The sequence below is a fragment of the Hyphomicrobium sp. NDB2Meth4 genome, from assembly GCF_900117445.1.
Taxonomy (GTDB): domain Bacteria; phylum Pseudomonadota; class Alphaproteobacteria; order Rhizobiales; family Hyphomicrobiaceae; genus Hyphomicrobium_A.
This window is the reverse complement of sequence record NZ_FPEJ01000001.1, coordinates 169,629-192,804: the sequence shown is the minus strand read 5'-3', so window position 1 is coordinate 192,804 and position 23,176 is coordinate 169,629. Positions and strand designations below refer to the sequence as shown.

Annotated in this window: 29 protein-coding genes; 12 read left to right on the top strand and 17 right to left on the bottom strand. The window is 63.2% G+C overall.

Going from position 1 to position 23,176, the window contains the following annotated elements:
- Nucleotides 1–9 precede the first annotated feature (9 nt).
- Both NDB2M4_RS00915 and NDB2M4_RS00910 read right to left on the bottom strand, forming a co-directional pair.
- Nucleotides 10–411, bottom strand: a complete 402-nt coding sequence (locus NDB2M4_RS00915) for a hypothetical protein (protein WP_072369117.1) — start codon at nucleotides 409–411, stop codon at nucleotides 10–12.
- Nucleotides 412–423: 12 nt separating this feature from the next.
- Nucleotides 424–1,005, bottom strand: coding sequence for a bactofilin family protein (locus NDB2M4_RS00910; protein ID WP_072369116.1), 582 nt, complete (start codon nucleotides 1,003–1,005; stop codon nucleotides 424–426).
- Between the two features lie 165 nt (nucleotides 1,006–1,170).
- Between NDB2M4_RS00910 and NDB2M4_RS00905 the strand changes: the two genes are divergently transcribed.
- Entirely contained in the window at nucleotides 1,171–1,419 is a 249-nt protein-coding gene (locus NDB2M4_RS00905) for a hypothetical protein (protein ID WP_072369115.1), read from the top strand.
- 21 nt (nucleotides 1,420–1,440) lie between these two features.
- Here NDB2M4_RS00905 and NDB2M4_RS00900 read toward each other — a convergent pair whose 3' ends face one another.
- Nucleotides 1,441–1,896, bottom strand: coding sequence for a DUF1801 domain-containing protein (locus NDB2M4_RS00900; RefSeq protein WP_072369114.1), 456 nt, complete (start codon nucleotides 1,894–1,896; stop codon nucleotides 1,441–1,443).
- A 143-nt stretch (nucleotides 1,897–2,039) separates the two neighbouring features.
- On the opposite strand from NDB2M4_RS00900, the gene NDB2M4_RS00895 reads away from it, so the two are divergent.
- Nucleotides 2,040–2,417, top strand: coding sequence for a hypothetical protein (locus NDB2M4_RS00895; RefSeq protein ID WP_072369113.1), 378 nt, complete (start codon nucleotides 2,040–2,042; stop codon nucleotides 2,415–2,417).
- On the opposite strand, the gene NDB2M4_RS00890 is transcribed toward NDB2M4_RS00895, so the two are convergent.
- Nucleotides 2,414–2,812 (bottom strand): hypothetical protein, encoded by a 399-nt coding sequence (locus tag NDB2M4_RS00890; protein WP_072369112.1) that lies wholly within the window; start codon nucleotides 2,810–2,812, stop codon nucleotides 2,414–2,416. The two genes, NDB2M4_RS00895 and NDB2M4_RS00890, sit on opposite strands and share 4 nt — an antisense overlap.
- Before the next feature lie 297 nt (nucleotides 2,813–3,109).
- Here NDB2M4_RS00890 and NDB2M4_RS20560 point away from each other — a divergent pair, with 297 nt between their 5' ends.
- Together NDB2M4_RS20560 and NDB2M4_RS00885 are read left to right on the top strand one after the other, a co-directional pair.
- Nucleotides 3,110–3,232, top strand: a complete 123-nt coding sequence (locus NDB2M4_RS20560) for a hypothetical protein (protein ID WP_280173518.1) — start codon at nucleotides 3,110–3,112, stop codon at nucleotides 3,230–3,232.
- Nucleotides 3,233–3,550: 318 nt separating this feature from the next.
- A complete protein-coding gene (locus NDB2M4_RS00885) occupies nucleotides 3,551–3,832 on the top strand; it encodes a hypothetical protein (RefSeq protein WP_072369111.1) in 282 nt (93 codons plus the stop codon).
- Between the two features lie 139 nt (nucleotides 3,833–3,971).
- Here NDB2M4_RS00885 and pqqA read toward each other — a convergent pair whose 3' ends face one another.
- The 6 genes from pqqA to NDB2M4_RS00855 all read right to left on the bottom strand — a co-directional run bounded on the left by pqqA (nucleotide 3,972) and on the right by NDB2M4_RS00855 (nucleotide 10,097).
- A complete protein-coding gene (gene pqqA / locus NDB2M4_RS00880; protein WP_068459431.1) occupies nucleotides 3,972–4,061 on the bottom strand; it encodes a pyrroloquinoline quinone precursor peptide PqqA in 90 nt (29 codons plus the stop codon).
- A gap of 173 nt (nucleotides 4,062–4,234) precedes the next feature.
- On the bottom strand, nucleotides 4,235–4,693 hold the full coding sequence (locus NDB2M4_RS00875; RefSeq protein ID WP_072369110.1) for a hypothetical protein: 459 nt from the start codon (nucleotides 4,691–4,693) through the stop codon (nucleotides 4,235–4,237).
- A gap of 134 nt (nucleotides 4,694–4,827) precedes the next feature.
- The gene (gene lspA, locus NDB2M4_RS00870; protein WP_072369109.1) at nucleotides 4,828–5,358 is read right to left on the bottom strand and encodes a signal peptidase II; all 531 of its coding nucleotides are present in this window, start codon (nucleotides 5,356–5,358) and stop codon (nucleotides 4,828–4,830) included.
- Nucleotides 5,355–8,423, bottom strand: coding sequence for an isoleucine--tRNA ligase (gene ileS / locus NDB2M4_RS00865; RefSeq protein ID WP_072369108.1), 3,069 nt, complete (start codon nucleotides 8,421–8,423; stop codon nucleotides 5,355–5,357). The genes lspA and ileS overlap by 4 nt, the downstream gene beginning before the upstream one ends.
- 262 nt (nucleotides 8,424–8,685) lie before the next feature.
- A complete protein-coding gene (locus NDB2M4_RS00860; RefSeq protein WP_072369107.1) occupies nucleotides 8,686–9,612 on the bottom strand; it encodes a bifunctional riboflavin kinase/FAD synthetase in 927 nt (308 codons plus the stop codon).
- A gap of 50 nt (nucleotides 9,613–9,662) precedes the next feature.
- On the bottom strand, nucleotides 9,663–10,097 hold the full coding sequence (locus NDB2M4_RS00855) for a MaoC family dehydratase (RefSeq protein WP_072369106.1): 435 nt from the start codon (nucleotides 10,095–10,097) through the stop codon (nucleotides 9,663–9,665).
- A gap of 228 nt (nucleotides 10,098–10,325) precedes the next feature.
- Between NDB2M4_RS00855 and NDB2M4_RS00850 the strand changes: the two genes are divergently transcribed.
- Together NDB2M4_RS00850 and NDB2M4_RS00840 are read left to right on the top strand one after the other, a co-directional pair.
- Nucleotides 10,326–11,066 carry a DUF1013 domain-containing protein gene (locus NDB2M4_RS00850; protein ID WP_072369105.1) on the top strand — a complete coding sequence of 247 codons (741 nt, stop codon included), beginning with the start codon at nucleotides 10,326–10,328 and terminating at the stop codon, nucleotides 11,064–11,066.
- 686 nt (nucleotides 11,067–11,752) lie between these two features.
- On the top strand, nucleotides 11,753–13,381 hold the full coding sequence (locus NDB2M4_RS00840) for an acyl-CoA synthetase (protein ID WP_072369103.1): 1,629 nt from the start codon (nucleotides 11,753–11,755) through the stop codon (nucleotides 13,379–13,381).
- Nucleotides 13,382–13,487: 106 nt separating this feature from the next.
- Here NDB2M4_RS00840 and NDB2M4_RS00835 read toward each other — a convergent pair whose 3' ends face one another.
- Nucleotides 13,488–13,670, bottom strand: a complete 183-nt coding sequence (locus NDB2M4_RS00835) for a YdcH family protein (protein ID WP_348533025.1) — start codon at nucleotides 13,668–13,670, stop codon at nucleotides 13,488–13,490.
- A 259-nt stretch (nucleotides 13,671–13,929) separates the two neighbouring features.
- Between NDB2M4_RS00835 and NDB2M4_RS00830 the strand changes: the two genes are divergently transcribed.
- From NDB2M4_RS00830 to NDB2M4_RS00810, 5 genes are all read left to right on the top strand, one after another.
- Entirely contained in the window at nucleotides 13,930–14,136 is a 207-nt protein-coding gene (locus tag NDB2M4_RS00830) for a DUF465 domain-containing protein (protein ID WP_072369102.1), read from the top strand.
- Nucleotides 14,137–14,294: 158 nt separating this feature from the next.
- A complete protein-coding gene (purE, locus tag NDB2M4_RS00825; protein WP_072369101.1) occupies nucleotides 14,295–14,783 on the top strand; it encodes a 5-(carboxyamino)imidazole ribonucleotide mutase in 489 nt (162 codons plus the stop codon).
- A gap of 13 nt (nucleotides 14,784–14,796) precedes the next feature.
- On the top strand, nucleotides 14,797–15,885 hold the full coding sequence (locus NDB2M4_RS00820) for a 5-(carboxyamino)imidazole ribonucleotide synthase (RefSeq protein ID WP_072369100.1): 1,089 nt from the start codon (nucleotides 14,797–14,799) through the stop codon (nucleotides 15,883–15,885).
- 147 nt (nucleotides 15,886–16,032) lie between these two features.
- The gene (gene rpsU, locus NDB2M4_RS00815) at nucleotides 16,033–16,281 is read left to right on the top strand and encodes a 30S ribosomal protein S21 (RefSeq protein WP_072371535.1); all 249 of its coding nucleotides are present in this window, start codon (nucleotides 16,033–16,035) and stop codon (nucleotides 16,279–16,281) included.
- A gap of 267 nt (nucleotides 16,282–16,548) precedes the next feature.
- Nucleotides 16,549–16,995: a DUF6636 domain-containing protein gene (locus tag NDB2M4_RS00810; protein ID WP_072369099.1), complete on the top strand. Its 447-nt coding sequence runs from the start codon at nucleotides 16,549–16,551 to the stop codon at nucleotides 16,993–16,995.
- A 6-nt stretch (nucleotides 16,996–17,001) separates the two neighbouring features.
- Here the strand turns inward: NDB2M4_RS00810 and NDB2M4_RS00805 are convergent, their stop codons facing one another.
- From NDB2M4_RS00805 to NDB2M4_RS00795, 3 genes are all read right to left on the bottom strand, one after another.
- Nucleotides 17,002–17,853: an alpha/beta hydrolase gene (locus NDB2M4_RS00805; protein WP_072369098.1), complete on the bottom strand. Its 852-nt coding sequence runs from the start codon at nucleotides 17,851–17,853 to the stop codon at nucleotides 17,002–17,004.
- A gap of 219 nt (nucleotides 17,854–18,072) precedes the next feature.
- Nucleotides 18,073–19,191, bottom strand: a complete 1,119-nt coding sequence (ald, locus tag NDB2M4_RS00800) for an alanine dehydrogenase (protein WP_072369097.1) — start codon at nucleotides 19,189–19,191, stop codon at nucleotides 18,073–18,075.
- A gap of 189 nt (nucleotides 19,192–19,380) precedes the next feature.
- A complete protein-coding gene (locus tag NDB2M4_RS00795) occupies nucleotides 19,381–19,578 on the bottom strand; it encodes a CsbD family protein (RefSeq protein WP_072369096.1) in 198 nt (65 codons plus the stop codon).
- 227 nt (nucleotides 19,579–19,805) lie between these two features.
- Here NDB2M4_RS00795 and NDB2M4_RS00790 point away from each other — a divergent pair, with 227 nt between their 5' ends.
- Entirely contained in the window at nucleotides 19,806–20,678 is an 873-nt protein-coding gene (locus NDB2M4_RS00790; RefSeq protein ID WP_072369095.1) for a hypothetical protein, read from the top strand.
- On the opposite strand, the gene NDB2M4_RS00785 is transcribed toward NDB2M4_RS00790, so the two are convergent.
- The 3 genes from NDB2M4_RS00785 to NDB2M4_RS00775 form a co-directional block, all read right to left on the bottom strand.
- Nucleotides 20,665–21,006 (bottom strand): hypothetical protein, encoded by a 342-nt coding sequence (locus NDB2M4_RS00785; RefSeq protein WP_072369094.1) that lies wholly within the window; start codon nucleotides 21,004–21,006, stop codon nucleotides 20,665–20,667. The two genes, NDB2M4_RS00790 and NDB2M4_RS00785, sit on opposite strands and share 14 nt — an antisense overlap.
- A gap of 122 nt (nucleotides 21,007–21,128) precedes the next feature.
- Nucleotides 21,129–21,968, bottom strand: coding sequence for a S1 family peptidase (locus NDB2M4_RS00780; protein WP_171987993.1), 840 nt, complete (start codon nucleotides 21,966–21,968; stop codon nucleotides 21,129–21,131).
- A gap of 89 nt (nucleotides 21,969–22,057) precedes the next feature.
- Nucleotides 22,058–23,164 (bottom strand): WD40/YVTN/BNR-like repeat-containing protein, encoded by a 1,107-nt coding sequence (locus NDB2M4_RS00775; protein ID WP_072369092.1) that lies wholly within the window; start codon nucleotides 23,162–23,164, stop codon nucleotides 22,058–22,060.
- Between the last annotated feature and the right edge of the window lie 12 nt (nucleotides 23,165–23,176).

The window sequence follows — 23,176 nt, the reverse complement described above, 5'->3', positions numbered from 1 at the left end:
GCCGCAGCGTCAGGCGCGCTGCGGCAACTGGGCGAACTCGTGCACGGCCGGCAGCATCCGGCTCTCGGTATCGACGATGAACCTAGCGGTGATCTTCACCGCCTCGTCGAGCACGCGTGCACAGCTTTCGGCCGTGATCCACTCGGTCGATTCCTCATCGAAGACGAGACGCATGTCGTCGGCAACGCTCCACGTGCCGACGTGCTGGCGTGATGTCGCCCCGTTACGAGTATGGGCGACGAGAATCTCGTCGCCCTTGGAGATGAAGAACCAGGATGGCAGCGGGTCGGCATTGAGGCGCTGCGCCAGCGCCTGCAACACGGTCCTGCCGACTTCCCGCCTTGTGGCTGCTTCCTCGGTTTCTTTGCGGCTTCTTTCACGCTCGCTGGCGAGCGCCTCGGCCAGTGTCATGATTTCCCCCGTCTACGTTGTACTTTCTGATGTCTGATCAGGTGCTGCGAAGCGGCCAACGTCGCCGTTGAGGCGATTGCGCTCGATGACCTCGGGATCGAGAACCGGAATGAGCTCGTTCGGGTCCTTCGTTAGCTTGACGCGGCCATCGAACTCAGCGCCCTCAGCGATCATGAGCTTCTGATGCGTGATGTCGCCTTCGACCTGCGCACCTGCCTGAAGCTTGACTGAGACGGCGCAGATCGATCCACGCACGCCGCCGCGCACTTCGATGGCTTCTGCGCACACCATGCCGACCACAGAGCCTTCCTCGGTGATGACGACCTGCTTGCCGTGCACGTTGCCGCGAATGTCGCCGTCTACCTGCAACTTGTTGGCGGAGATGATCGTAATGCGATCGCCGAGAATGGTGAGATCAGTGCCGATGACCGATGTTCCGCTCGGTGCCGTCGCAGATCTTTCAAACGGTGAGGGCGCAGAGCGCGGCGCTGGTGAGGCCGGCGTCGCTGTGAGGGGCGTCGGCCCGAGCTTGGGTTGCGGCAGACCGTTCTTAGTGGGATCGGTGTTGAACACGAGGTCACCTCCAGCGCTCATCGCGCATCCATTACATGAAAACAAATTGGTGCTTTCCCCGCTGGCTGTATCGGTCACACACATCCGCGGCGTTTTTTTGTCGGCGCCGCGTCAGAACGTGGTGCGCCTCACAAACGCCGCGCGCAGTGATGATGGTGCGCGCCATGCCAACAGGGGGCCAAGCTCATGGATAAAAACGAGATCGTCGTGCAGACGCTCGCGAGCATTCAGAGCACGGCGGTGAAGATTGCAGCCATGCCAGCGCATGTGCGCGATGAAGCGCTCGACGAGGCCCATCGCGCCTACGCCAGTGCCATGCACAATATCGGACAGGACAATGTCGCGGCGGGGCGCTGGGTGGAAACGGTAATGACCGCCGTTCGCGTGCTCGTGATGGAGATCGATCGTAACGGCGGGAGCGGGCCAAAAGGGTAGCGGCACCGGCCCATTGGGGTTCTATGCGCGCTTTTTCTGTTTGGAAGAGGCGATGTTTAGCGCACCGGCGGCGCGAATGAGCGTCTTGAAGGCCTTAACGTCGATCTTATCGCCTTCATGCAGATCGATGGCGCGGCGCGCGTTGCCATCGAGGCTGGAGTTGAACAGCCGCGTAGGATCGGGCAGCGATGCGCCTTTGGCGAACGTCAGCTTCACGACGTTCTTATAAGTCTCGCCGGTGCAGATGATGCCAGCGTGCGACCAGACCGGGACGCCTCTCCACTTCCATTCCTCGACGATCTCGGGGTTGGCCTCGTGAATGAGGGTGCGAACGCGGGCGAGCATCTCACCGCGCCAATCGTCCAACTCGTCTATTCGTGCATCGATGAGCCGGGCGGGATCGATAGCTTGCTCCGCCTTGGCGGCGGCAAACGTCTTCGACTTTGCAGCGGCGGTCTTGGCTGGGGCTTTTTTCATGGTGGTGGAACAACGAGGCTTCGCTAATGCAACGCATCGTGAGCGATCAGAATTGCGTGAGTTAGTGGTGACGATGTGGCGCTGTGCGTTGATCATGCCTCGGCTTGGCCGCACAATGCCTGCAGCAGCGCGAGTGTGAGCAAATGCGTCCGCAGCAGCTTCAGTCCTCCCGTAGCGGTGTTCTTTCGCGTCTCGACGACGTGGAGCTGGTCGCGGCTCTGCTCGAGCGCTCGGCTGGCGGCACAAGTGCATTTTGCGCTGAGCGCGGGGCGCCAATGGCGCCCGTTCCCGCGGAGAGGCTGCGCTGGCATCTGCGTGTGCGTGAGGCCAGCGCTAGCGGCTTCACAAAAGCGCAAAGGAAACTGCGGGCCACGGCGCGAGCAGCGGTTCATCCACGCATCATCGCGGGTATCAGAGCCGTCGCGCACTTCGTCATCGACCTGGTGCGCGTGCTGTTGGCCGTAGCGTCGGGGCTGGTGGCGGTGGCCGTCGCGGTTATGCTCGCAGCGCCACCAAACTAGGGGCTGAGGTCGCCCTGCGGATCGCTGCTGCCATAGACGGCGGCGCAGGTGCGGTCGTCTTCCAGTTTCTTGGCGAGATCGGTCGCGCCGCCCGGTGCCTTGCCGGCCTGATGGTCGATGTGGCGCTGCTCGCACCACTGCCAGCGTGGATCGGACTTGGACGTGACGGGGGCGGCGTTCTTGTCGATCGAACCGGTTTCGATCGCCGATTGGGTCGGCCTGACGGCTGCTTCACGCGTCTGCGTTTGCCGGCGCGCGACGTTGGTGTCGGACTTGGCGCGGCGATAGCTCTTCGTAACCTGGCCGGAGCGGATCGCGTCGGCCGCACAGCCGCCGAGAAGCCCGGTCGCCACAACGCCGATCACCAGCCAGTTCATGCGGATTTTCGGCAGCATTGCCTGTCCCCCAAGTGACGCGCGCAGCAGAATCACGCTGGCGACGCTTCCATCCGGGCTATCTGATTTGCCGAAGGGCCGACAGGATCGAGGGCACAGATCGGGTCCAAGTGACCTATTTTATTGTGCAAATCCCCCGTGTAGCGGCGGCTGCCATGGCCATATCGCAGTTGCGAAGCTGAATAGGGCGTCCACTGCATTAATGCTGGCGGTGAAGTAGGCAAATCAGCGAAGCTGTGAATCTCGTGTATTCGCAAGGCAGTGCGTGTGGATGGGCGCTTTTTTTGAGGAGACGCCATGTCACGCAAGCGGGGGCATACCTTAGAGAGCCTCAACGACAGCGCGGTCACGTGGTTCTTCATCGGGCTTCTGATGATCGCAGGAATTGCCGGTCTGCTCGGTCAGCTCGTGACAAGCTGACGCTGAGGGCCGCCGGATCGCAAAGCCGGGCTCGATAGCTCACCGCACGCGGGAGCCTGAGCGTGTGCGCGCTCGCGGATGTGTACGGAGCTTGCCGGGTCAAGTCCGTGCGCGCGGCGGCGCGGAGGCGGACCCAATTCTTACGTTTATCTCACCTGCTGTCGCATAATGCGAAGCCAAGGCGCCCCCGGGCGGCAATTTGGCCGTCCTTGGACGTGCGTTCTTGACGAAATCGGAAGTGGTTCGCCCTACGGTACGCGCGCGGGCCGCCCCATCTGAGATATGTGGCCAAGCCCAACGTCTATAGGGGAGAAGTTCATGAGCCAGGATCTCATCGCCGATACCAGAAGCAAGCTCGACGATCTGGAGCAGCGTATCAAGGCAGCCCGCGTCGCCCCCGGTGCGACTGGCGAGCTGAGCGATGCTGCGCAGAAGGATTGGGAAAAGATGGTCGAGATGCACAGCGACATCCGTCGCAAGCTCGACGCGCAGCCCGATCATCCCGTGGGCGTGGTCGAGGGCATGCGGTACGACGTCGACATTCTGCGCACCACCTTCGAAAAGTGGGTGGCCAAGGTCGAAGGCAAGTTCGACGAATAAGTTCTAGCTGACACAAGCGGCGTGCGCGCAGTTTTCGGTATCGTGCGAGGAGCGCCTGCTTCACGCGATAGCGTGCGGACAAAAAAATACGGTGGTCGATTGCTCGACCACCGTATCGATACCGCAGTAAATCGACAGCTTAGATGATGTCGATTTCGGCCGGCATATAGGAAGTGACCTCGAGGCCAACTTCCTGCTCACGCACCTGCGGCTTGTTCCAGGTCTTCATGGGTAGTTTCCTCCTTAAGCGGAGGACGAAAAAGGGCTTCGTCCCCCCAACAGCGGTATAAGTTGCCGCACCCGAGGCTGCAACCGGATTCTTGCGCTTTTGGTTATGGATATGCGGCTTTGCTCGACGACTGGGCAGCCTTCGCAGTGCACCAGGACAAGTGGCAATACGGATTACTGACCTTCCGCGTCGTCGCCCTGGTTCCACTTCTTGACCGAGGTCAAGATCGAGGGGCGGCAGGGACCCAGCGGACCCTCGACCATCGAGGTTTCCTCGCCGCGCATTCCCGCGTCGCGATAGTTCTTATCGCAGTATGCCTTTTGTGCAGCTTCGAGCTCAGCCTTGGACTTTTGCTTCGCTGCGTCGGGGTCGTTAATGCCAGCGATTTCCGTCGGGGCGGGCGCCTGCCCGGGGGCCGGCAAGTTGTCGAGCGTCGGCGGCACCACGAGCGGCGCACGCTCCGCGAGCTTGGGATCGCCACCCTTGACCTTGGTGCCATCGGACAGGCCGACGGCGTCGAAGATGCCGCCGTTGAACTGAATGTCGTCGGTTCCGCAACCGGTTAGCGCCAGCGATAAGCCGGCTGCAAGCAGCGGCAGGATCGGGCTGGAAGTACGGAATTTCGGCGGCATGTCTTTCCCCCGGGGCGCCTCTTCGCGCTCTCAATCCCGCGCAAACTCTAGAGCCTTGTCGTGCCTCTTATCGGAAAACCGGTTCCCACTTTTCCCGAAGCACTCTAGGCAGCGCTTTGCGCTAATGCACTGCGCTACAACGACTTTGCGGCGTCTTTGCGACTCGCCAACAGGGAGTCATATAGCAGCCCTATGACGCCCGCCACAATGGCCACATCGGCGATGTTGAAGACATACCAATAGAAGCCGAAGGCGTGCATCGAGAAGAAGTCGGCGACCCCACCAAGGACCAGGCGGTCAATCGCATTGCCGATGGCGCCGCCCATGATGAGGCCGAGCGAGATGGCCAGCAGCCGGTTCGAGGCGCCCCTGGCGAGCCAGATCCACAGTGCGAGCGTTGCCAGCAGTCCGAAGCCCGCCAGCATGATCTGGCCGGTGTAGCTCTCCTGATCGAACATGGAATAGCTGATGCCGATGTTCTTCACGTAGACGAGGTCGAGGAACGGGGTGACGAAGACGCGCCCTTTGTCCTCAATGTCGTAGATGTGCAGCATCCACCATTTGTGCGCCTGGTCGATGGCGAGCGTTGCCATGAACACGATGAGGCCGAGGCGCGAGTAGGGGCCCCAGAGCCAGTTGCGCGAGGCGGACGTCTCAGCGGTCATATGGCACCTTCGGCGCGGGCATCGAATTCGCGGACGGCTTCGGCATCACGAGGCGACAGCTCGGGGAACTCCGGGTCGGCGCCGACGTCGGGAAGTACGCGCCAGGAGCGCGCGCACTTCTTGCCCTCGGCGAGCTTTGGCACGACGCCAACGCCAGCAACGTCGGGGAGCGTGAAGGCGTCCTCGGGAGGGGCTTTGGCGATGAGCCGCGCCTGACTGGTAATTGCGACCTCGGCCAGGTCGACGCCTTCGAGGGCGCGCAAGAGGTCGGGGTCGGCAACGTAGACTTCGGGCGCTGCCTCGAGGCTGGAGCCGATGCGCTTGGCGGCGCGCTCCAACTCGAGCGCGCCAGTGACGACGCGGCGGACGTCGCGCACCTTATTCCACTTGGCAGCAAGCTCGTCGTCGCGCCAGGACTTGTCCGGCTCGGGGAAGGTTTCGAGATGGATCGAGCCTTCGCGACCGGGCTGGCGCGCGAGCCATGCTTCTTCGGCGGTGAACGACAGGATCGGTGCGAGCCAGGCAACGAGCGCCTTGAAGATTTCGTCGATGACGGTGAGCGCGGCGCGGCGCTTCATGCTCGAATACGGCTCGCAGTAGAGCGTGTCCTTGCGGATGTCGAAGTAGAACGCCGAAAGCTCGGTGTTCATGAACTGCGACAGCACGGCGACGATCTTGCGATAGTCGTAGGCGAGGTAGGCGGCGCGCACTTCCTCGTCGAGCTCGATCAGGCGATGCAGCATCAGCCGCTCGAGCTCGAGCTCGCGCATATCCTTGAACTTAACGCGCTCGTCTTCGTCGAGGTGGGCCAGAGCGCCGAGCATCCAGCGCAGCGTATTGCGCAGCTTGCGGTACGCTTCGGCGGCGGACTGCACGATGGCTGGTCCGAAGCGAATGTCGTTGGTGGTATCGGCCGAGGCGACCCACAGGCGCAGGATGTCGGCGCCGGATTTCGCCATCACGTCCTGCGGCGAGAGCGCGTTGCCCTTCGACTTCGACATCTTCTCATCCCCCTTTTCGTCGAGGATGAAGCCATGCGTCAGCACCACGTCATAAGGTGCGCGCCCGCGGGTGCCGCACGATTCCAGCAACGAGGACTGGAACCAGCCGCGGTGCTGGTCGGAGCCTTCGAGGTACATGACGCGATCCTTGCCGCCGTCGCGTACGCGCTTGACGCCGGCGAGGGTCGGGAAGTGCTGCGGGTCTTCCAGCGTGAAGGCATGCGTCGAGCCTGAATCGAACCAGACATCGAGGATGTCGCGCACCTGCTCCCAGTTCCAGGGATCGTCGACGAGGCCATCGAGGAAGCGCTCGGTCGCGCCATCCTCGAACCAGACGTCGGCGCCGCGCTCGGAGAAGGCGCTGGTGACGCGCGCGATCAGCTCCTTCGACTTGGCGAACTTCTGCGAAGGGATGATGTCGCCCGTTTCCTTGTGGCGGAATACGGTGATTGGGACGCCCCAGGCGCGCTGACGCGAGACGACCCAATCGGGGCGTCCGTCGACCATGCTGCGGATGCGGTTCTCGCCCGTGCCCGGCACCCACTCGGTTTCCTCGATCGCCTTGAGCGCGAGCTGGCGCAGAGTCTGGTTGTTGCCCTTGGGGATGCCCTTCACGGGCTTATCCATGGCGATGAACCACTGCGGCGTGTTGCGGAAGATGACCGGCTTCTTGGAGCGCCAGGAGTGCGGGTACTGATGCTTGACGCGGCCGCGCGCGATGATGTTGCCAGCGTCGGCCAGCGCCTTGATGACGGCGTCGTTGGCGTCGCCCTTGTCACCCTTCTCGGTGAGCACGCGCTTGCCGGTGAAGCCCGGCGCCTCTGCAGTGAGCACGCCATCGGCGTCCACGGTGAAGGGGATCGTCGTGTCGATGCCGCGGGCCTGCAGCGCCTTTTGGCTGGCGACCCAGATGATGTAGTCGTCGGCGCCGTGGCCGGGTGCGGTGTGCACGAAGCCGGTGCCGGTATCGTCGGTGACGTGATCGCCGTCGAGCAGGGGCACGTCGAAGGTGTAGCCGAGCGCGGCGAGCGGGTGCGCGGCGATGAGACCGGCCAGCTCATTGGCTGACACCTCAGCGCGGCGCTCGAAGGCATCGACTTTCGCGGACTTCATCACGTCGGCGGCGAGCTTGTCGGCAAGGATGAGCTTATCGCCAACCTTGGCCCAGTTGCCCTCGGGCGCGGCGGTGATCTCGTAAAGGCCGTAGCTGATCTTGGATGAGAACGAGATCGCTCGGTTGCCGGGGATGGTCCATGGGGTCGTCGTCCAGATGACGACCGACGCGCCGGTGAGCGGACCTTCGCTCGTGATGGGGAACTTCACCCAGATCGTGTCGGACTGATAGTCCTGGTACTCGACCTCGGCCTCGGCGAGCGCGGTCTTCTCGACGACCGACCACATCACGGGCTTGGAGCCGCGATAGAGCGTGCCGTTCATGGCAAACTTCATCAGCTCGCCTGCGATTACGGCTTCGGCCGGATAGTCCATCGTCTTATAGGGATGGTCCCAGTCGCCGATGACGCCGAGGCGCTTGAATTCGCCGCGTTGCACGTCGATCCAGTGTGCCGCGAACTCGCGGCACTCGCGGCGGAACTCGTTGATCGGCACGGCGTCCTTGTTGCGGCCCTTGGCGCGGTAGCTCTCCTCGATCTTCCATTCGATCGGCAGGCCGTGGCAGTCCCAGCCGGGCACGTAGTTGGAATCGAAGCCCAGCATCTGCTGCGATTTGACGACGAGATCTTTCAGGATCTTGTTGAGCGCGTGGCCGATGTGGATGTTGCCGTTGGCGTAGGGCGGGCCATCGTGCAGCAGGAACTTCGCGCGGTTGCGGCCCTTCTCGCGCAGGCGCTCGTAGAGGCCGATTTCGGCCCAGCGGGCGAGCAGGCGCGGCTCGAGGTCGGGTAGACCGGCGCGCATCGGAAACGGCGTTTCGGGCAGGAACAGCGTTTTGCCCCAGTCGCGCCCGGCGGCATCGCCCTCTGCCTGCGCGGAGGCGGCGGCATCGCCAGCGGCCTGCTTGTGTTTGTCCTTGGCAGCGTTGTCGCCGCCATTGTCCTTAGCCATGGTCTCAATCTTCCCGGTTCGGCTTCCGGCGTCATCTGGCCGGCGTTCTAGCAACATGGCCCACGGTTATCTAGGCAAACGGGCCGGCGCCCCCAACCGTCATGCCGGCGCTGGCCGGCACCCACGCCAACTTCAGCGTCGGATCGGGTGAAGTGGTGGGCGCGGTTTCGGCCTGGTTGTCCCTTCTGGCAGCTTAGTTGCTGAGAATTGCGTGGATCCCGGCCTGCGCCGGGATGACGTTCAAGTTGGCTTTGGCGACACCCTACGTGGTGGCGAGGATGTCGCGGGCCTGGGCGACGTCCTTTTGCATCTGCTCCACGAGGGCCTCGCTCGAATCGAACTTCCGGTCGGCGCGGATGAAGTCGATGAACTCGACCTCGATGACCTTGCCATAGAGATTGTCATCGAAATCGAACAGGAAAACCTCGAGCACCGGCATGCCATTATCGTAAGTCGGGCGCGTACCGAGGTAGGCGGCGGCGTCGTGGCGCGCGCCATCGACGATGACGCGGACGGCATAGATGCCGTGGCCGAGGGCGGTTCCACGGGGCAGCGGAATGTTGGCGGTGGGAAAGCCGAGGCCGGTGCCGCGCTGGGCGCCGCCAACGACGGTTCCTTCAACGCGCCAGGTGCGGCCGAGAAGCTCTGCCGCGCCTTTGACGTCACCCTGGGCAAGACGCAGCCGAATGGCGCTCGAGGAGAACACCTCTCCACCTTCGGCGACGGGCGGAATGATGGTCACGCCAAAGCCTGCCCGGTCTGCGACCTCGCGCATCGTTTCGGGTGTGCCGCTGCGCTGGTGGCCAAAGAAGAAATCATAGCCGATCACCACATGGCGGGCGCCAAGGCCATTGACGATGACATCGTCAATGAAGTCGACGGCCGATAGCCCGGCGAGGGCCTTGTTGAAGTCGAGCACGACGGCGAGATCGAGTCCGTCCGCTTCGAGGAGGCGCAATTTCTGCGGTAGCGGGGTCAGGTGAAAGTGTGGCTCTTCGGGATGGAAGAACTCGCGCGGGTGCGGTTCGAACAGGATCGCGCCGGAGGGCGCGCCGATCTGCCGCCCAGTTGCGGCGGCGACGCGCAGCAGCTCCTGGTGACCGCGATGTACGCCATCGAAATTACCGATGGCGAGCACGGCTCCGCGCGCTTGCGCCGGCACCTCGTTATAGCCGTGGACGATGAGCATAGTGCCTCGGCGGGACCAGATTGCTCAGATGGACAGGGCTTATCGCAGCTTCAAGCCGGGCGGGTTGGAACCATGAGCACGGCCTCGCCCTGTACGACGGCCTTGCCGTTGACGGCGCAGACGCAGTCGAAGCGGGCGCGCTTCTTTTCGGGGATCAGCTCAGCCACCTTGACCGTAGTGACGACAACGTCGCCGATTTTGACCGGCGCCTTGAAGTTCAGGGTCTGCGAAATGTAGATCGCCCCAGGGCCCGGCAGCTCCATGCCGAACACGGCGGAGATGAACGCGGCGGAGAGCATGCCGTGGGCGATGCGTTCCTTGAAAATAGTGCCGGCGGCGTAGTCCGCGTCGATGTGAACGGGGTTCCGGTCGCCCGAGACGTCGGCGAAGGCACGGATGACGTCGGCGGTCACCGTGTTGGAGGTGCTCGCCTCTTGCCCGACGCTAAGGTCTTCGAAATAAACGCTCTTCGGCGTCGTGCCCATGCTTAATCCCTTCCCGTTCGTGGTGCCGTCCCCGCGGCCGGCGGCACACTATCTGCGCTGCACCAGCGGGGCAACTCGGGCGGACGAGCGGAGGTTGGAAGGATCTGCAACCGGGGGCGGCCATGTTGCCGTCGGAGGCCCTAGGGTCTATAAGGCGCGCATTCCCCAGTTGCCCCAGAAAAGATTTGGCCCTGCGGACCGACGCAGGAAGCCGGAGGTTAAGCCCCTATGAGCGACCGTAGACCCCTGATGCCCAAGGCGACGGCCGTATGGCTCGTCGAGAACACCTCGCTGACGTTCGACCAGATTGCCTCGTTTTGCGGGCTGCACGTCCTGGAAGTGAAGGGTATCGCCGACGGCGATGTGGCTCAGGGCATCAAGGGCCTCGACCCTGTCACCTCGGGTCAGCTGACGCGCGAGGAAATCGAGGGAGCGGAGGAGAATCCGGCCCGGGCGCTTCGCCTCGCCGAGCCGAAAGTGGTGGTGCCGGAGACCCCCACCCGGAAGGGCCCGCGCTATACGCCGGTGTCGCGCCGCCAGGACCGTCCGAACGCCGTCGTCTGGCTGCTGCGCAACCACCCGGAGCTGAAGGACAGCCAGATCATGCGTCTGGTCGGCACGACGAAGCCGACCATCCAGCAGATCCGCGACCGCTCACACTGGAATGCGGCGAACCTCACCCCGCAGGACCCGGTAACTCTCGGACTTTGCTCGCAGATCGATCTCGATGCCGAAGTGAAGAAGGCGGCGCGCCGGGTGGAGCGTGAGCGTAAGGACATGCCTGACCTGGAGCAGGCCGGCACGCTTCTGCCGACCGAGGAGACGACGGCCGAGCGCCGCGTCGAGATCGTGCAGCCCCGCCACGCGGAGGAGCGCGAGGAGACCGAACAGGAAGAGCAGGCCCGCGTTTTCGCCAAGCTCAAGGAGCTGTCGGGCGGGGAACGCCGCGACGAGGAAGAAGATCAGTAGATTTTAGGCGACACAAGCTGAGAGAAGCTTTGTGTGCGGTGAGCGCTGTGCAGGCTGATGGCCGCGCCTAAGGCGCGGGGCGCCTTGCGCCCTTGCCGCCTTGCGGCCAAGGGGTATCGACTATCCCGACGTCATCCTCGGGCTTGTCCCGAGGACCTAGCTAACCCAATGCGGTAGGCTGCGGAAAACGCGGCGCTTTGGATCCTCGGCACGAAGCCGAGAATGACAGTAGGCCCTTATGGGCCTGAGCGGCATGGCGAGTGTGGAGGCCTTCAGTCGGCAATTGGCCGCGCCGCCGTGCAATGAGCGCAGAAAAGCCCGCGCCGCGAATTGCGCGGCGTCAGGCGGCTGCAGCACTGAGCGACATCCGCGTGCCCACGCTATTCAAGTGCGAGGGGCACCACGACAATCAACAGCATCAGCAGGATCCACAATGCGATCGTCTGCTGTTTGAGTTCACTCATGGCCATCTCCCACTGCGGACCATGCGGTAGGAACAGACTAACGCCTTCCTTTCCGTCGCAACAGCTGGGTAAGCGAAGATTTTTGAGGATGGGCACAGCCATCTTCGCCCAGCAATTGGGCAATGGGATATCGGCATTGCCGGGCGGGAGCGCTTTCGCTAGCGTCACTGCGAATAAGCGGATACCCCGCGTGCACTTAGCCACCGAGCGCCGGCCCCAAACATGCCCTCCAATCCGTTCAATGAAAACCTCGAGAAGAACCGCGCCAACTACCAGCCGCTGACACCGCTGCAGTTTTTGCAGCGCGCGGCCCTCGTCTACCCGAACCATCTGGCCATCATTCACGGGTCGCAGCGTTTTACTTACGGGGAGTTTTATGCCCGCTGCCGACGGCTTGCGTCGGCGCTGGCGGCGCGCGGGATAGGCGAGGGCGATACGGTTTCGGTGATGCTGGCGAACACGCCGGCCATGCTGGAGGCGCACTACGCGGTGCCTATGCTGGGGGCGGTGCTGCATACGATCAACACGCGGCTCGATGCGCCGATCGTAGCTTTCCAGCTCGATCATGCCGATGCGAAGTTCTTCATCACCGACCGGGAGTTCGCGCCGCTGTCGAAGGCTTCGCTGGAGCTGGCGAACGTGAAGCCGCCGGTGGTCGACTACGACGACAAGGAATTCCCGCAGAGCGGCGAGCGGTTGTCAGACGTCGAATACGAGGACTTCATCGCGGCGGGCGATCCGGAATTCGAGTGGTCCATGCCCTCGGACGAGTGGAATGCGATCTCGCTCAACTATACGTCCGGTACGACCGGCAACCCGAAGGGCGTCGTCTACCATCACCGCGGCGCGGCGCTGATGTGCTACGCCAACAACCTCGAAGCGGGCATGGGCCAGCATCCCGTCTACCTGTGGACGCTGCCGATGTTCCACTGCAACGGCTGGTGCTTCCCGTGGTCGCTGTCGGCGGTTGCCGGCACGCACGTGTGCCTGCGCTGGGTGCGCGCCAAGGCGATGTACGACGCGATTGTCGAGCACCGGGTGACGCACATCTCGGGCGCGCCGATCGTTATGGCGACGCTGCTCAATGCTTCGCCGGACGAGAAGCGGCCCATCGAGCACAAGGTGTCGTTCAATCACGCTGCGGCTCCGCCGCCGCAGGCGGTGATGGACGCGATGGCCGCGGCCGGCTTCCACCTGACGCATCTCTACGGACTCACCGAGACGTATGGCCCGGCGGTCGTCAATGAGTGGAACGTCGACTGGAATGGGCTCGACGAGGCCGGGCGGGCGTTCAAGCGGACGCGGCAAGGCGTGCGCTATCTGGCGCTCGAAGATCTCACCGTGATGGACCCAGCGACAATGCAGCGGGTGCCAGCTGATGGCGAGACCATCGGTGAGGTCATGTTCCGCGGCAATATCGTGATGAAGGGCTACCTGAAGAATCCGAAGGCGACCGATGAAGCCTTCGAAGGCGGATGGTTCCACTCGGGCGACCTCGGCGTGCTCTATCCGGACGGCTACATCCAGCTGAAAGACCGCTCGAAAGACATCATCATCTCAGGCGGCGAGAACATCTCATCGATCGAGGTCGAGGACGTGCTCTACAAGCATCCGGCCGTCGCTTATTGCGCGGTCGTTGCCAAGCCGGACGACAAGTGGGGCGAGACGCCGTGCGCGTTCATCGAGCTGCGTCCAGGCATGGATGCGACGATGGACGAACTTATGGATTGGTGCCGCGAGCGGCTGGCGAAATACAAGTGTCCACGGCACATCGTGTTCGCGGAGGTACCGCGCACGTCGACGGGCAAGATTCAGAAATTCAAGCTGCGCGAGATGGCGAAGGACGCGTGAGCAAAATCGAAGGCGCGCGGCTGGTGCTTTGCGCGCGGATTGCTCTTATGCCGGCCCGGGAGAAGGCGAGCGGTGACCGCTCGCCTGGTCATTGGGGGGAGTTTTGCTAGTGGCGGGTTTCGCCTCCGCTGAGACGAGTGATCTCGTCTTTGAGTTTCAGCTTTTCCAGTTTCATACGATAGATTTCTTGGTCATCCGAACCAGGGCGGGTGACCGCTTCTTCAATTCTACGCTCGAGAAGTTTGTGCTTCTCCGCTAGCTCTGCGATGTGAGCTGCAAGCGCCATCATGGTCCTCCATGAGCTGTTGAAGAGACATAGTAGCGTGCCAGATGATTGTGGCGTTGTCCAACCCGAGAACGATTTAGGTGATGCGTAATTTTTGATGAAAATGGGAACTCGCGCCAAGCCGCGCTTATCGCTATTGCGGCAGCGACAAAGACGTCTTAAGCGCTCGTCTGGCGTGCCAAGTGCTTGCTATCGAGTAGGAACAGGCCGATAGTCCGCGCGCTCGCACGGTGTTTAAGAGGGGCATTGACCGAGCCGGCCAATGAAACGCATCGACGAGAGAGAGCTTCGGGACGAACTGGTCAGGCTCAGAGCGGAGCACCGCGAGCTGGACGACCAAATCATTTTGCTTGAAGAGTCGTCCACGGCGGATCAGTTGCTGGTGAAACGCCTGAAGAAGAAAAAGCTCGCCATCAAGGATCGCATGATGGCGATCGAGGACCAGCTTCTCCCTGACATTATCGCCTAGCCGTTCATTGCTGCGTCCTTATGAATGACGGCCGTTCATGCGGTGCTCGAAGGCCAGTCGCACAGGCTAAGCGGCCAGGCTTTGAGGGCGACAAAGCGCTTGTCTTAAGCGTCTGGCTCCTGTAATCCCGCGCTTTCTTTCGGCCGGACGCAGCGAAAATGAGCACCGCAAACGCCGTCGTCGGTATCATCATGGGCAGCCAGTCCGACTGGCCGACGCTCAAGAAAGCCGCCGAAATCCTTGACGAGCTGAAGGTTCCTTACGAGACGCGGATCGTGTCGGCGCATCGCACGCCCGACCGTCTCTATGAGTATGCGAAATCGGCGAAGTCGCGCGGCCTGAAGGTGATCATCGCGGGGGCTGGCGGAGCGGCGCATCTGCCGGGAATGACCGCGGCAATGACGCCGCTACCGGTGCTCGGGGTGCCGATCCCGGTGACGGCGCTTAACGGGCAGGATGCGCTCTACTCGATCGTGCAGATGCCGGCTGGCATTCCGGTCGGCACTCTTGCGATCGGCGAGCCGGGTGCGAAGAACGCGGGCCTTCTCGCGGCGCAGATCCTCGCCATTTCCGATGCTGCTCTGATGGGGCGCATCGAAGCCTATCGCGCGGCGCGGACGGCGAGCGTCGCCGAAGCGCCGAAGTGAGGTTTGCGGTTCGATGAAGGCGCTACCTCCCGGCTCGACCATCGGCATTCTCGGCGCCGGCCAGCTCGGCCGCATGCTGTCGATCGCAGCCGCGCAGCTCGGCTTCAAGTGCCACATCTACAGTGACGTTGCAGGCCCCGCGTCGGACGTTGCCGTGGCGACGACCATCGGGCCGTACGAGGACCTCGACAAGATCGCCAAGTTCGCGGCGCAGACCGACGTCGTCACCTATGAATTCGAGAACGTGCCCGTAGAAGCGGCCGCTGCGGTGGAGCGTGTTCGGCCGGTGCGCCCGGGACTCAAGGCGCTGGAAGTGGCGCAGGACCGCTTCAAGGAAAAGAGCTTCATTGCTTCGCTGGGGCTGCCGTTGCCGGCGTTCGCCGCGGTCGATAGCGCTGACGATTTCGCAGCCGCAATCGAGACGGTGGGGGCGCCGTCGATCCTGAAGACGCGTCGGCTCGGCTATGACGGTAAGGGGCAGGCGCGCATCGCGAGCGCGGACGAGTTGCCGGCGGCGTTCGAGGCAGTCGGGCGTGCCCCGGCGACGCTCGAAGCGATGGTGCCGTTCAAGTACGAAGTTTCTGTGCTGCTGGTGCGTGGGCTCGATGGCGTGAGCCTCGCTTACGACATTCCGCAGAACCATCACGAGGGGGGCATCCTGCGGACGTCCACTGTGCCGAGCATACTGCCACCGGAGCATCAGAGGCTGGCGCTCCAGATCGCAGGCAGTTTGGCTGATGCGCTGGCCTATGTCGGCGTGATCGGGGTGGAGATGTTCTACGTGGGCGAGGGGCCGCAACCCTTGCTGCTCAACGAGTTCGCGCCGCGGGTGCACAACTCCGGACACTGGACCATGGACGCGTGCTCGGTGGGACAGTTCGAGAATCACATCCGGGCGGTGGTCGGCTGGCCGTTGGGGGCGACGGGGCGGCATTCGGACTGTCAGATGACCAATCTCATTGGCGACGACGTCGCGGCCTGGCCGGATTTGGCTGGGGAGGCAGGGGCTTGCCTGCACCTCTACGGGAAGAACCAGGCCCGTCCCGGGCGCAAAATGGGGCACGTCAACCGGCTCACGGCGCGGTCGGAGATGGGTAAATAGGTCCTTTCACGCGGCGGATGGACAATTTAACCGCCTTTTGCTAGTGAAGCGCCCATCCACAAGGGCAGACGGGATGTCGGTGGCTCGGCCGCCGCTCTCTATGCCGTATTCTTATTGGTCAAAAGGTCAGGCAAAGGAAGCAACCGCTTGCAGGTTCTCGTCCGCGACAACAATGTCGATCAGGCTCTCAAGGCGCTCAAGAAGAAGATGCAGCGCGAGGGCATTTTCCGTGAGATGAAGCTCCGCAACTATTTCGAGAAGCCCTCCGAGCGTAAGGCTCGCGAGAAGGCTGAGGCCGTGCGCCGCGCCCGTAAGCTGGCTCGCAAGCGCGCTCAGCGTGAAGGCCTGCTGCCTGGCAAGGTGGCGGCTCCGGCTGCTGCTGGTCCGCGCCGCTAAACGATCTCTGCTCCTGACCGAGCGATCATGATGCGCCCTGAGCCTATGCTCACGGGCGCATTTGTCGTTTTTCGAGTGACGCGGCTGAAATAAGCTTTGCATGCGGCTGACCGCGCGCAAGCGGATGGCCGGCACCCGCCGGGCGCACTTGGCGCCTGAGCATGACGCGCTTCGCTTGCCGTGCTGGCGTTTGACGCTTGGCGGCCGCCCTCAGATGCTACACGCTGTCCGCACCGCGGCTCCCCGCGGATAATTGATGGGGTGAGCATGACGAATTTCTTTTCCTATTCGATTTGTGTGGCGGTTGCGGCTTTTGCTGTTCTCGGCGTCGTCTGCTCCGGCTCGGCTGGTGCCGAGGAACTCGCGTTCCGCACGCCGTCCAACAATATCCATTGCATGGTGGAGCCGCTGCTCGAGCCAGGCGATCCGCCGCTGCTTCGTTGCGATGTCATGCAGCGTGACAATGCGGATCCGCCGATGCCCGCCGACTGCGATGCAGATTGGGGCACGGCGTTCTACGTGACGGGTCGCGACGAGCCGGGCGCGCGAATGTGCGCGGGCGATACCGTCAAGGGAACAGCCCCGGTGCTGCCATATGGCGGCACGTGGCGTGGGGCCGGCTTTGAGTGTCTGTCAGAGACGAGCGGTCTCACGTGCCATAACGGCAGCGGCCACGGATTTTCCCTGTCGCGGCGCGTGCAGAGACTGTTCTGAAGGGGCTTACTGCGCTGCGCCTTCGATGCGCTGATCGGTTTCGCGCATCTCATCGTTCATCACCGCGTCGATCCAACGGAACATCTCATCGTACGACCCGTGGATGTGATGATCGGAGTGGCCGGCGCGCGGGAAGGTCACGATCTCCTTTGGCGCATTGGCTGCGTTGTAAACGGCGCGGCCCATCTCGACTGGAATAACCCGGTCGGCCTCGCCATGCAGGATGAGAAGCGGCGCAGTTACGCTCGGCAGGTAGCGCACCGTTTCATAGCGATCAAATACGAACGGGCGCACCGGCAGATAAGGGTACTCCAGCACGGCGACGTCCACGATGGAGGTGTACGGCGCATCGAGTACGAGGCCGGCAATCTCATTGGCCGCGGCAAGCTGCACGGCGACGCCGGAGCCAAGCGACTCCCCGTAGACGAAGATCTCACCGGGCGCGATGCCGTCGGCGATCAGCGCATTGTAGGCAAGCTGCGCATCGGCGACGTTGTTGCGTTCGCTCGGCGAACCGGTCGATCCGCTGTAGCCGCGATAGCTCATGAACATCACGCCATAGCCGCGCGAGACGTAGCGGCGAATGCGCTCGGCGCGGGTTGCCAGATTTCCGGCATTGCCATGGAAGTAGAGGATCGTGGGCTGGCCGGGTGCCGCTTTCGCGAACCACGAGATAAGTCGCGCGCCGTCGGGTGCATCGATGATGCGCTCCTTGACGCCGGGCAAGTTGAACGTTGCCGGAGCTACGCGTTGGGCGTCGGGGAAATACATAAGGCGGCGCTGCAGGGCGAATGCCGCGACCGCGACGATGGCATAGACGGCAAAGAGCCCCGTCACGAGCATCATGATTAGCTGCATGCGCTGTCAATCCGCTCGGCCAAGGTCGGTTCCCAAGTTCCGATCATCCGCTTCAATTTAGCCCGGCATGGCGCCGAGAGCGAAGCCCGATGACGATATTTGCATAACAAGTTGGCGTAAGGCTTTGCCAAACCCGGAAATTTCTATCAATCGGAGATGCAACTCACGGGCGAATGCGAGGGAAACGCGTGCGTGGACTCGGGGGGCTCAGGTTGAGGCTCAGGCGGCGAGGGCGGTCACCGGGTCGACATATGGCAGGCCCAACGCCGCGGCGACCGCAGGGTAGGTAATCTGCCCTCCGAATACATTGAGGCCGGCGAGCAGATGCGGGTCGGTGCGCAAGGCGGCGAGCGTCCCCTTGTCGGCGAGTTCGAGTACGAAGGGCAGCGTCGCGTTGTTGAGTGCGAATGTCGATGTGCGCGCGACGGCGCCTGGCATGTTCGCCACGCAATAGTGCACGACGCCGTCGACGACATAGCTCGGGTTGGCGTGTGTCGTCGGATGCGATGTTTCCGAGAAGCCGCCCTGGTCGATGGAGATGTCGACGATAACGGAGCCGCGTTTCATCTCCTTCACCAGCTCCTTAGTGATGAGCTTGGGCGCGGCGGCGCCCGGCACGAGCACCGCGCCGATAACGAGATCGGCTTGCAACACGTAGTCCTCGATCGCTTGACGCGTTGAGAAGATGGTGTTGAGCGAGGCGGCGAACTGCTGGTCGAGCGCATAGAGGCGCTCGATGTTCACGTCGATGCACGTCACCGCGGCCTCGAGGCCGATGGCCATGCGCACCGCATTGACGCCGGCAACGCCGCCGCCAATAACGACTACGTTCGCGGGTGCGACACCCGCTGAGCCGCCGAGCAACATGCCACGACCGCCCTGCTCCATCTCCAGGCAGTGTGCGCCGGCTTGGATCGACATCCGCCCGGCAATCTCGCTCATCGGCGAGAGCAGAGGCAGTCCCCCGCGCACGCCGGTCACCGTTTCGTACGCAATGGCTATGACTCCAGAGCGCATCAGGTCTTTGGCTTGCTCGGGGTCGGGCGCGAGGTGAAGATAAGTGAAAAGCGTCTGTCCGGGGCGGAGCATTGCGCGCTCGACGACCTGCGGCTCCTTCACCTTCACAATCAGATCTGCAGCGGCGAACACTTCGGCGGCGTCCGGCAGGATGGTGGCGCCTGCACGGCGGTAATGGTCGTCGGTGATATCTATGCGCTCGGCTGCGCCCGATTGGACGAACACCTCGTGCCCGTGAGCGACGAGCTCGCGCACCGACGCGGGGACAAGGCCGACGCGGTACTCGTGGACCTTGATTTCCTTCGGCACGCCGATGCGCATTCTGTGAGTCCTCTATTGGGTTGGCGGCCCTCAGCCTATTGGGGCGCTTCAGGCGGGCCAACCGGCGATTATCGCCTCTCCCCAACCTTGCAGCTGCGAAATACAGCTCTTGGTTGTCAGCTGGTTGAAGGCTAAGCGCAAAAAAATAGCGCGGCGGGGCCGCGCTATTTTCCAATTGAGTTAGAGCGCTCAGTGCGTTTTGAGCCAGTTGTCGACGGCCTTCTTCACCTGGTCCTTGGCGAAGCCGTAGCGCGATTGGATCAAGCCTTCGAGCTGTTCGCGGTTGCCGTTGATCTGCGCCAGATCGTCGTCGGTGAGCTTGCCCCACTGCTGACGAACCTTGCCCGAGAACTGCTTCCAGTTGCCTTCAACGCGATCCCAATTCATCGCTCATCTCCCTGGTTTATCGCCGGTCCGGAACGCGAGGCGTTCGCCGGCGGCGGGATAGTCTGCAGCCATGGCTGAACAAGTGACGTAGGGATCGGGCAGCAATTGAAGCAATTTGCGCTTGTGCGCGCGGCGGGTATTTCAGCCAGTCATCATTTCGCCGAACTCTGGGTCCGGTTATGGGGGTGAGCGGGAACGATATCTCTTGAGATATCATGGGGGTATGCATGCCGGTTCCCGCGCGGCGCCATGAGGCGCCTTCACCCGAACGCTATAGCTTCGACTTTGTGCGAGAGCGACCCGACGACACACTGGGGCCGCTCGACGCCGGGGAGCCGATCTACCCGCCGCGGCAGCGCGGCAGCAGCATGCTGAGCGCGAGCCTGGTGCTGCTGGTACTGTTCGGTGGCAGTTGGCTGGTGCTCAATGCACCGGGCGATTGGCTCGCGCAGGTGGGGGAGCGCGCGGCCCAGCTGATGCGGATGCTCGATAGCCGAAGCTCGGTGATGGGGGAAGCCAACATGGCGGCCAGTGCGCCGATGGGTGCGCCCGTTCCGCCGCCAGCCGATGAACCCGGCGATGCGGCAATGGTGCCGATGGCCGAGCCGCATGCGACGATCGCCGTCGATGCGCCCGTGCCGCCCGATGCGGCGCCGGTCGAAACGGCATCGATCGATGAAGCGGCGCCTGAGGAAGATGGCGATCCGCAGCCGCTTCCACCGCCGCAGGTCGATCCGAAAGATCCCTACCAGCGGCGGGCGATGGCGGCGGGGCTGCACCCCGATCTTTCGCGCGCATTGCTGGCGCGTTTGACGGCGGCGGACTATCGAAATGCGGCGTATGCCGTCGACACTGCAATTGCCAAGACCGCAAATGGAGCGGAGTTCGTATGGCCGCGCCAGCGCAAGCCGGAGCAGGCGCTATTTCGCGTGCAATTCGTGAAGGGGGCGGTGCTGGGGTGTCGCCGCTACGTCGTCACGGTGTCGAAGGACGGCTGGTTGACGACAGCGCTGCCGATGGAGCGCTGCTCGCCCGGAGGGGATGGGAAGAAGACGAGCAGCGGCGAGCAGCAGCAGCGGTCCGACGTCAGCGCTCGTTGAGCTGACGCTGGCAGATCTCGCGCCACTTGCTCTTGGTGATGTGGGTGCCGGTGTCCCAGGTATCCATGCACTGGGCGAGCTTCTCTTTGTTGCTCAGTCCCTTCGACTCGGTGTCAGGGGACACGGTTTCCGCGCCGGCCTTATAATTGCGCGTGCCCTTGCGGACGCCGGGCTCGGTCAGCAGCGGATCAGTCGAGGGTGAATTGAGCAGGGGATCGGTCAGCGACGGCGCCGTGATGGGGGACGGCGAGGTCGATGTAACCGGTTCGGCCAGCACCGGCGTAGCGGCGGCGGTGGCGACGAGCAAACTCAGGCGAAGCTTGATCATGGCGTCAGATATATCGTTGCTGGGTGGGCTTAGCGCATAAGCTGGTGGTGTTGGTGAAACCTTTGCAAGGTTCGGTGCCGTTGTGGAGCAGACTGCAGCAACCGAGCCATGCGCAGGGCGTTTTAGCCGGCGGACGATAGCCCGCTTTGTTGAAGAATTCGCAGCGCAGCCTGGCAGGGAACGAGAAATGTCTGCCAGTCGCCTGGGTTCTTCGGGTCGACATCATAACGAAATCCATTTTCGGGGGCGGCGGCACCCTTGGCGATGACACCGATCAAATTGCCTTTCTCGTCGATCACGGGGCCGCCGGAGCTGCCGGGCAGGGAATCGACGGTGGAGGCGATGTAGGTATACGGCGCACCGCGGAATTCGGCGCGGCCGAGGCCGACGAATTTGCCGCGGCTCCAGCGCTTCGTCTCGCTCATGCCCTTCAGCGATTTGCGCTGGGTGACACCGGGAAAGCCGATGGCGTAGATCTCCTTGCGCAAAGCGTCGTTGCAGTTGTGGCCGATCTGCAAAGGCGCACCTATCGGCGTCCTGGTGGGGGCCGTTACTTTGACGACGGCGATGTCATAGGCATCGTCGACCTGGACGGGGCGAACGTCACCGAGGCGGGCGGGGCGGGGCGCGCGTGTGATGCCGTCGGACTCAAAGCGCGGCTGGTTGATGTCGGCGGTGAGGTAGCGGTTCGGCTGCCGACAATCGTCGACGGCGTGGCCCGCTGTGATGAAGTAGAAGTCGGCGCGCTTGCCGTTTTCGCGCTTGCCGACGAGGAAGGCGCTGGCGACGTAGCGGCCGCCGCGGCCCTCGCATACGAAAGCGTACACAGAGTTCCACGCGGCGCGCACGGCGGCTGGTTGCTTGCCGACGAAGAAGCCTTCATCGGCTGCCGAGGGCAGCGGCGCGAAGGTGAGAGCAAGGAGATACCCGCAGAGGCGTTTTCTGCGTTCCCAAATATGCAAGCGCTGCCCCCGACCGGTTGAGCCCATCGACCCATCGATATGGAGCATTCGGGTAACGCTCGTCCAGCGAGAGCGGGGTTGCCTGCGGTTTAGGCGAAGCGCACGCCATAAATCGGCGGCAGGTGCTGAGCCGCGCATTGCCAGGAGTCGCCCTGATCCTCGGTCACCCAAAGGTTGCCCGTGGTGCTGCCGAACGATAGGCGATTGCCGGTGGTGTCGATATCGAGCGCGTGGCGATAGACGAGATCGTAAGCGTGCTTCTGCGGCAGTCCGTTGCGCAGGGTTTCGAAGCTGCGGCCGCCGTCGCGGGTGCGCGTCACGACGATCTCGCCGGACACGGGGATGCGCTTTTCGTCCTTAATGGCGGGGACGAACCAGGCGGTATCGGGTTCGGATGGGTGCACGGCCACGGCAAAGCCGAAGACGGAGGGGCCCGCTTCGGTGATTTCCTCCCAGCGGGCGCCGCAATTGTCGGACCGAAAGATGCCGTTGTGATGCTGGACCCAGAGGCGATCAGGGCTCTCGCGGCACTGCACGACGCGATGGGGGTCCTGAAGGTTGGGATCATATTGCTGCTCGGGCGGCATGTATGCGGCGCGCATGCCTTCGCCAGAGCAGTCCCAGGTGTCGCCACCGTCGAGCGAACTCCATACGCCGCCGCACGAGACGCCGATTTGAACGCGCTTTGAATCGCGCGGGTCGATGCAGATGGAGTGTATGCCGGGAAGGTCGGCGCCGCCGCCGACCCATTGCCGGCGCTTTGGATGATCCCAGAGGGAGCGCACGAGTTCCCAACTCGAGCCGTGGTCGCTGGAGCGGAAGAGACCGCCCGGGATTGTCCCACACCACAGCAAGCCCGGTTGATCGGGGCCGCCTGCTTCCAGCGCCCAGACGCGCACGGTCGACCAGGGAATGGGTCTGCCCCACATGTCGACGTCGTCTTCCTGGCCCTCGGGCTTCTCGGGAAAGGTGGGCGTGGCGCATTCTTCCCACGCGCCGTCACCCGACTTGCGGTGGAGCTTTACGCCGAAATGCCCGTGATCGAGCGCAACGTAGAGCGTGTCGTCGCGCGGATCGGCGAGCATCATCGACACGTTGTCGGCGAGGAAGTCGGTGCCGGAGATTTGCCAGGTGCCGTCTTGGCGAGCAAGTGTGAAAAGACCTTTGCGCGTTGCGACGTAAATGCGGTCGGACATGCTGCCTCTTCG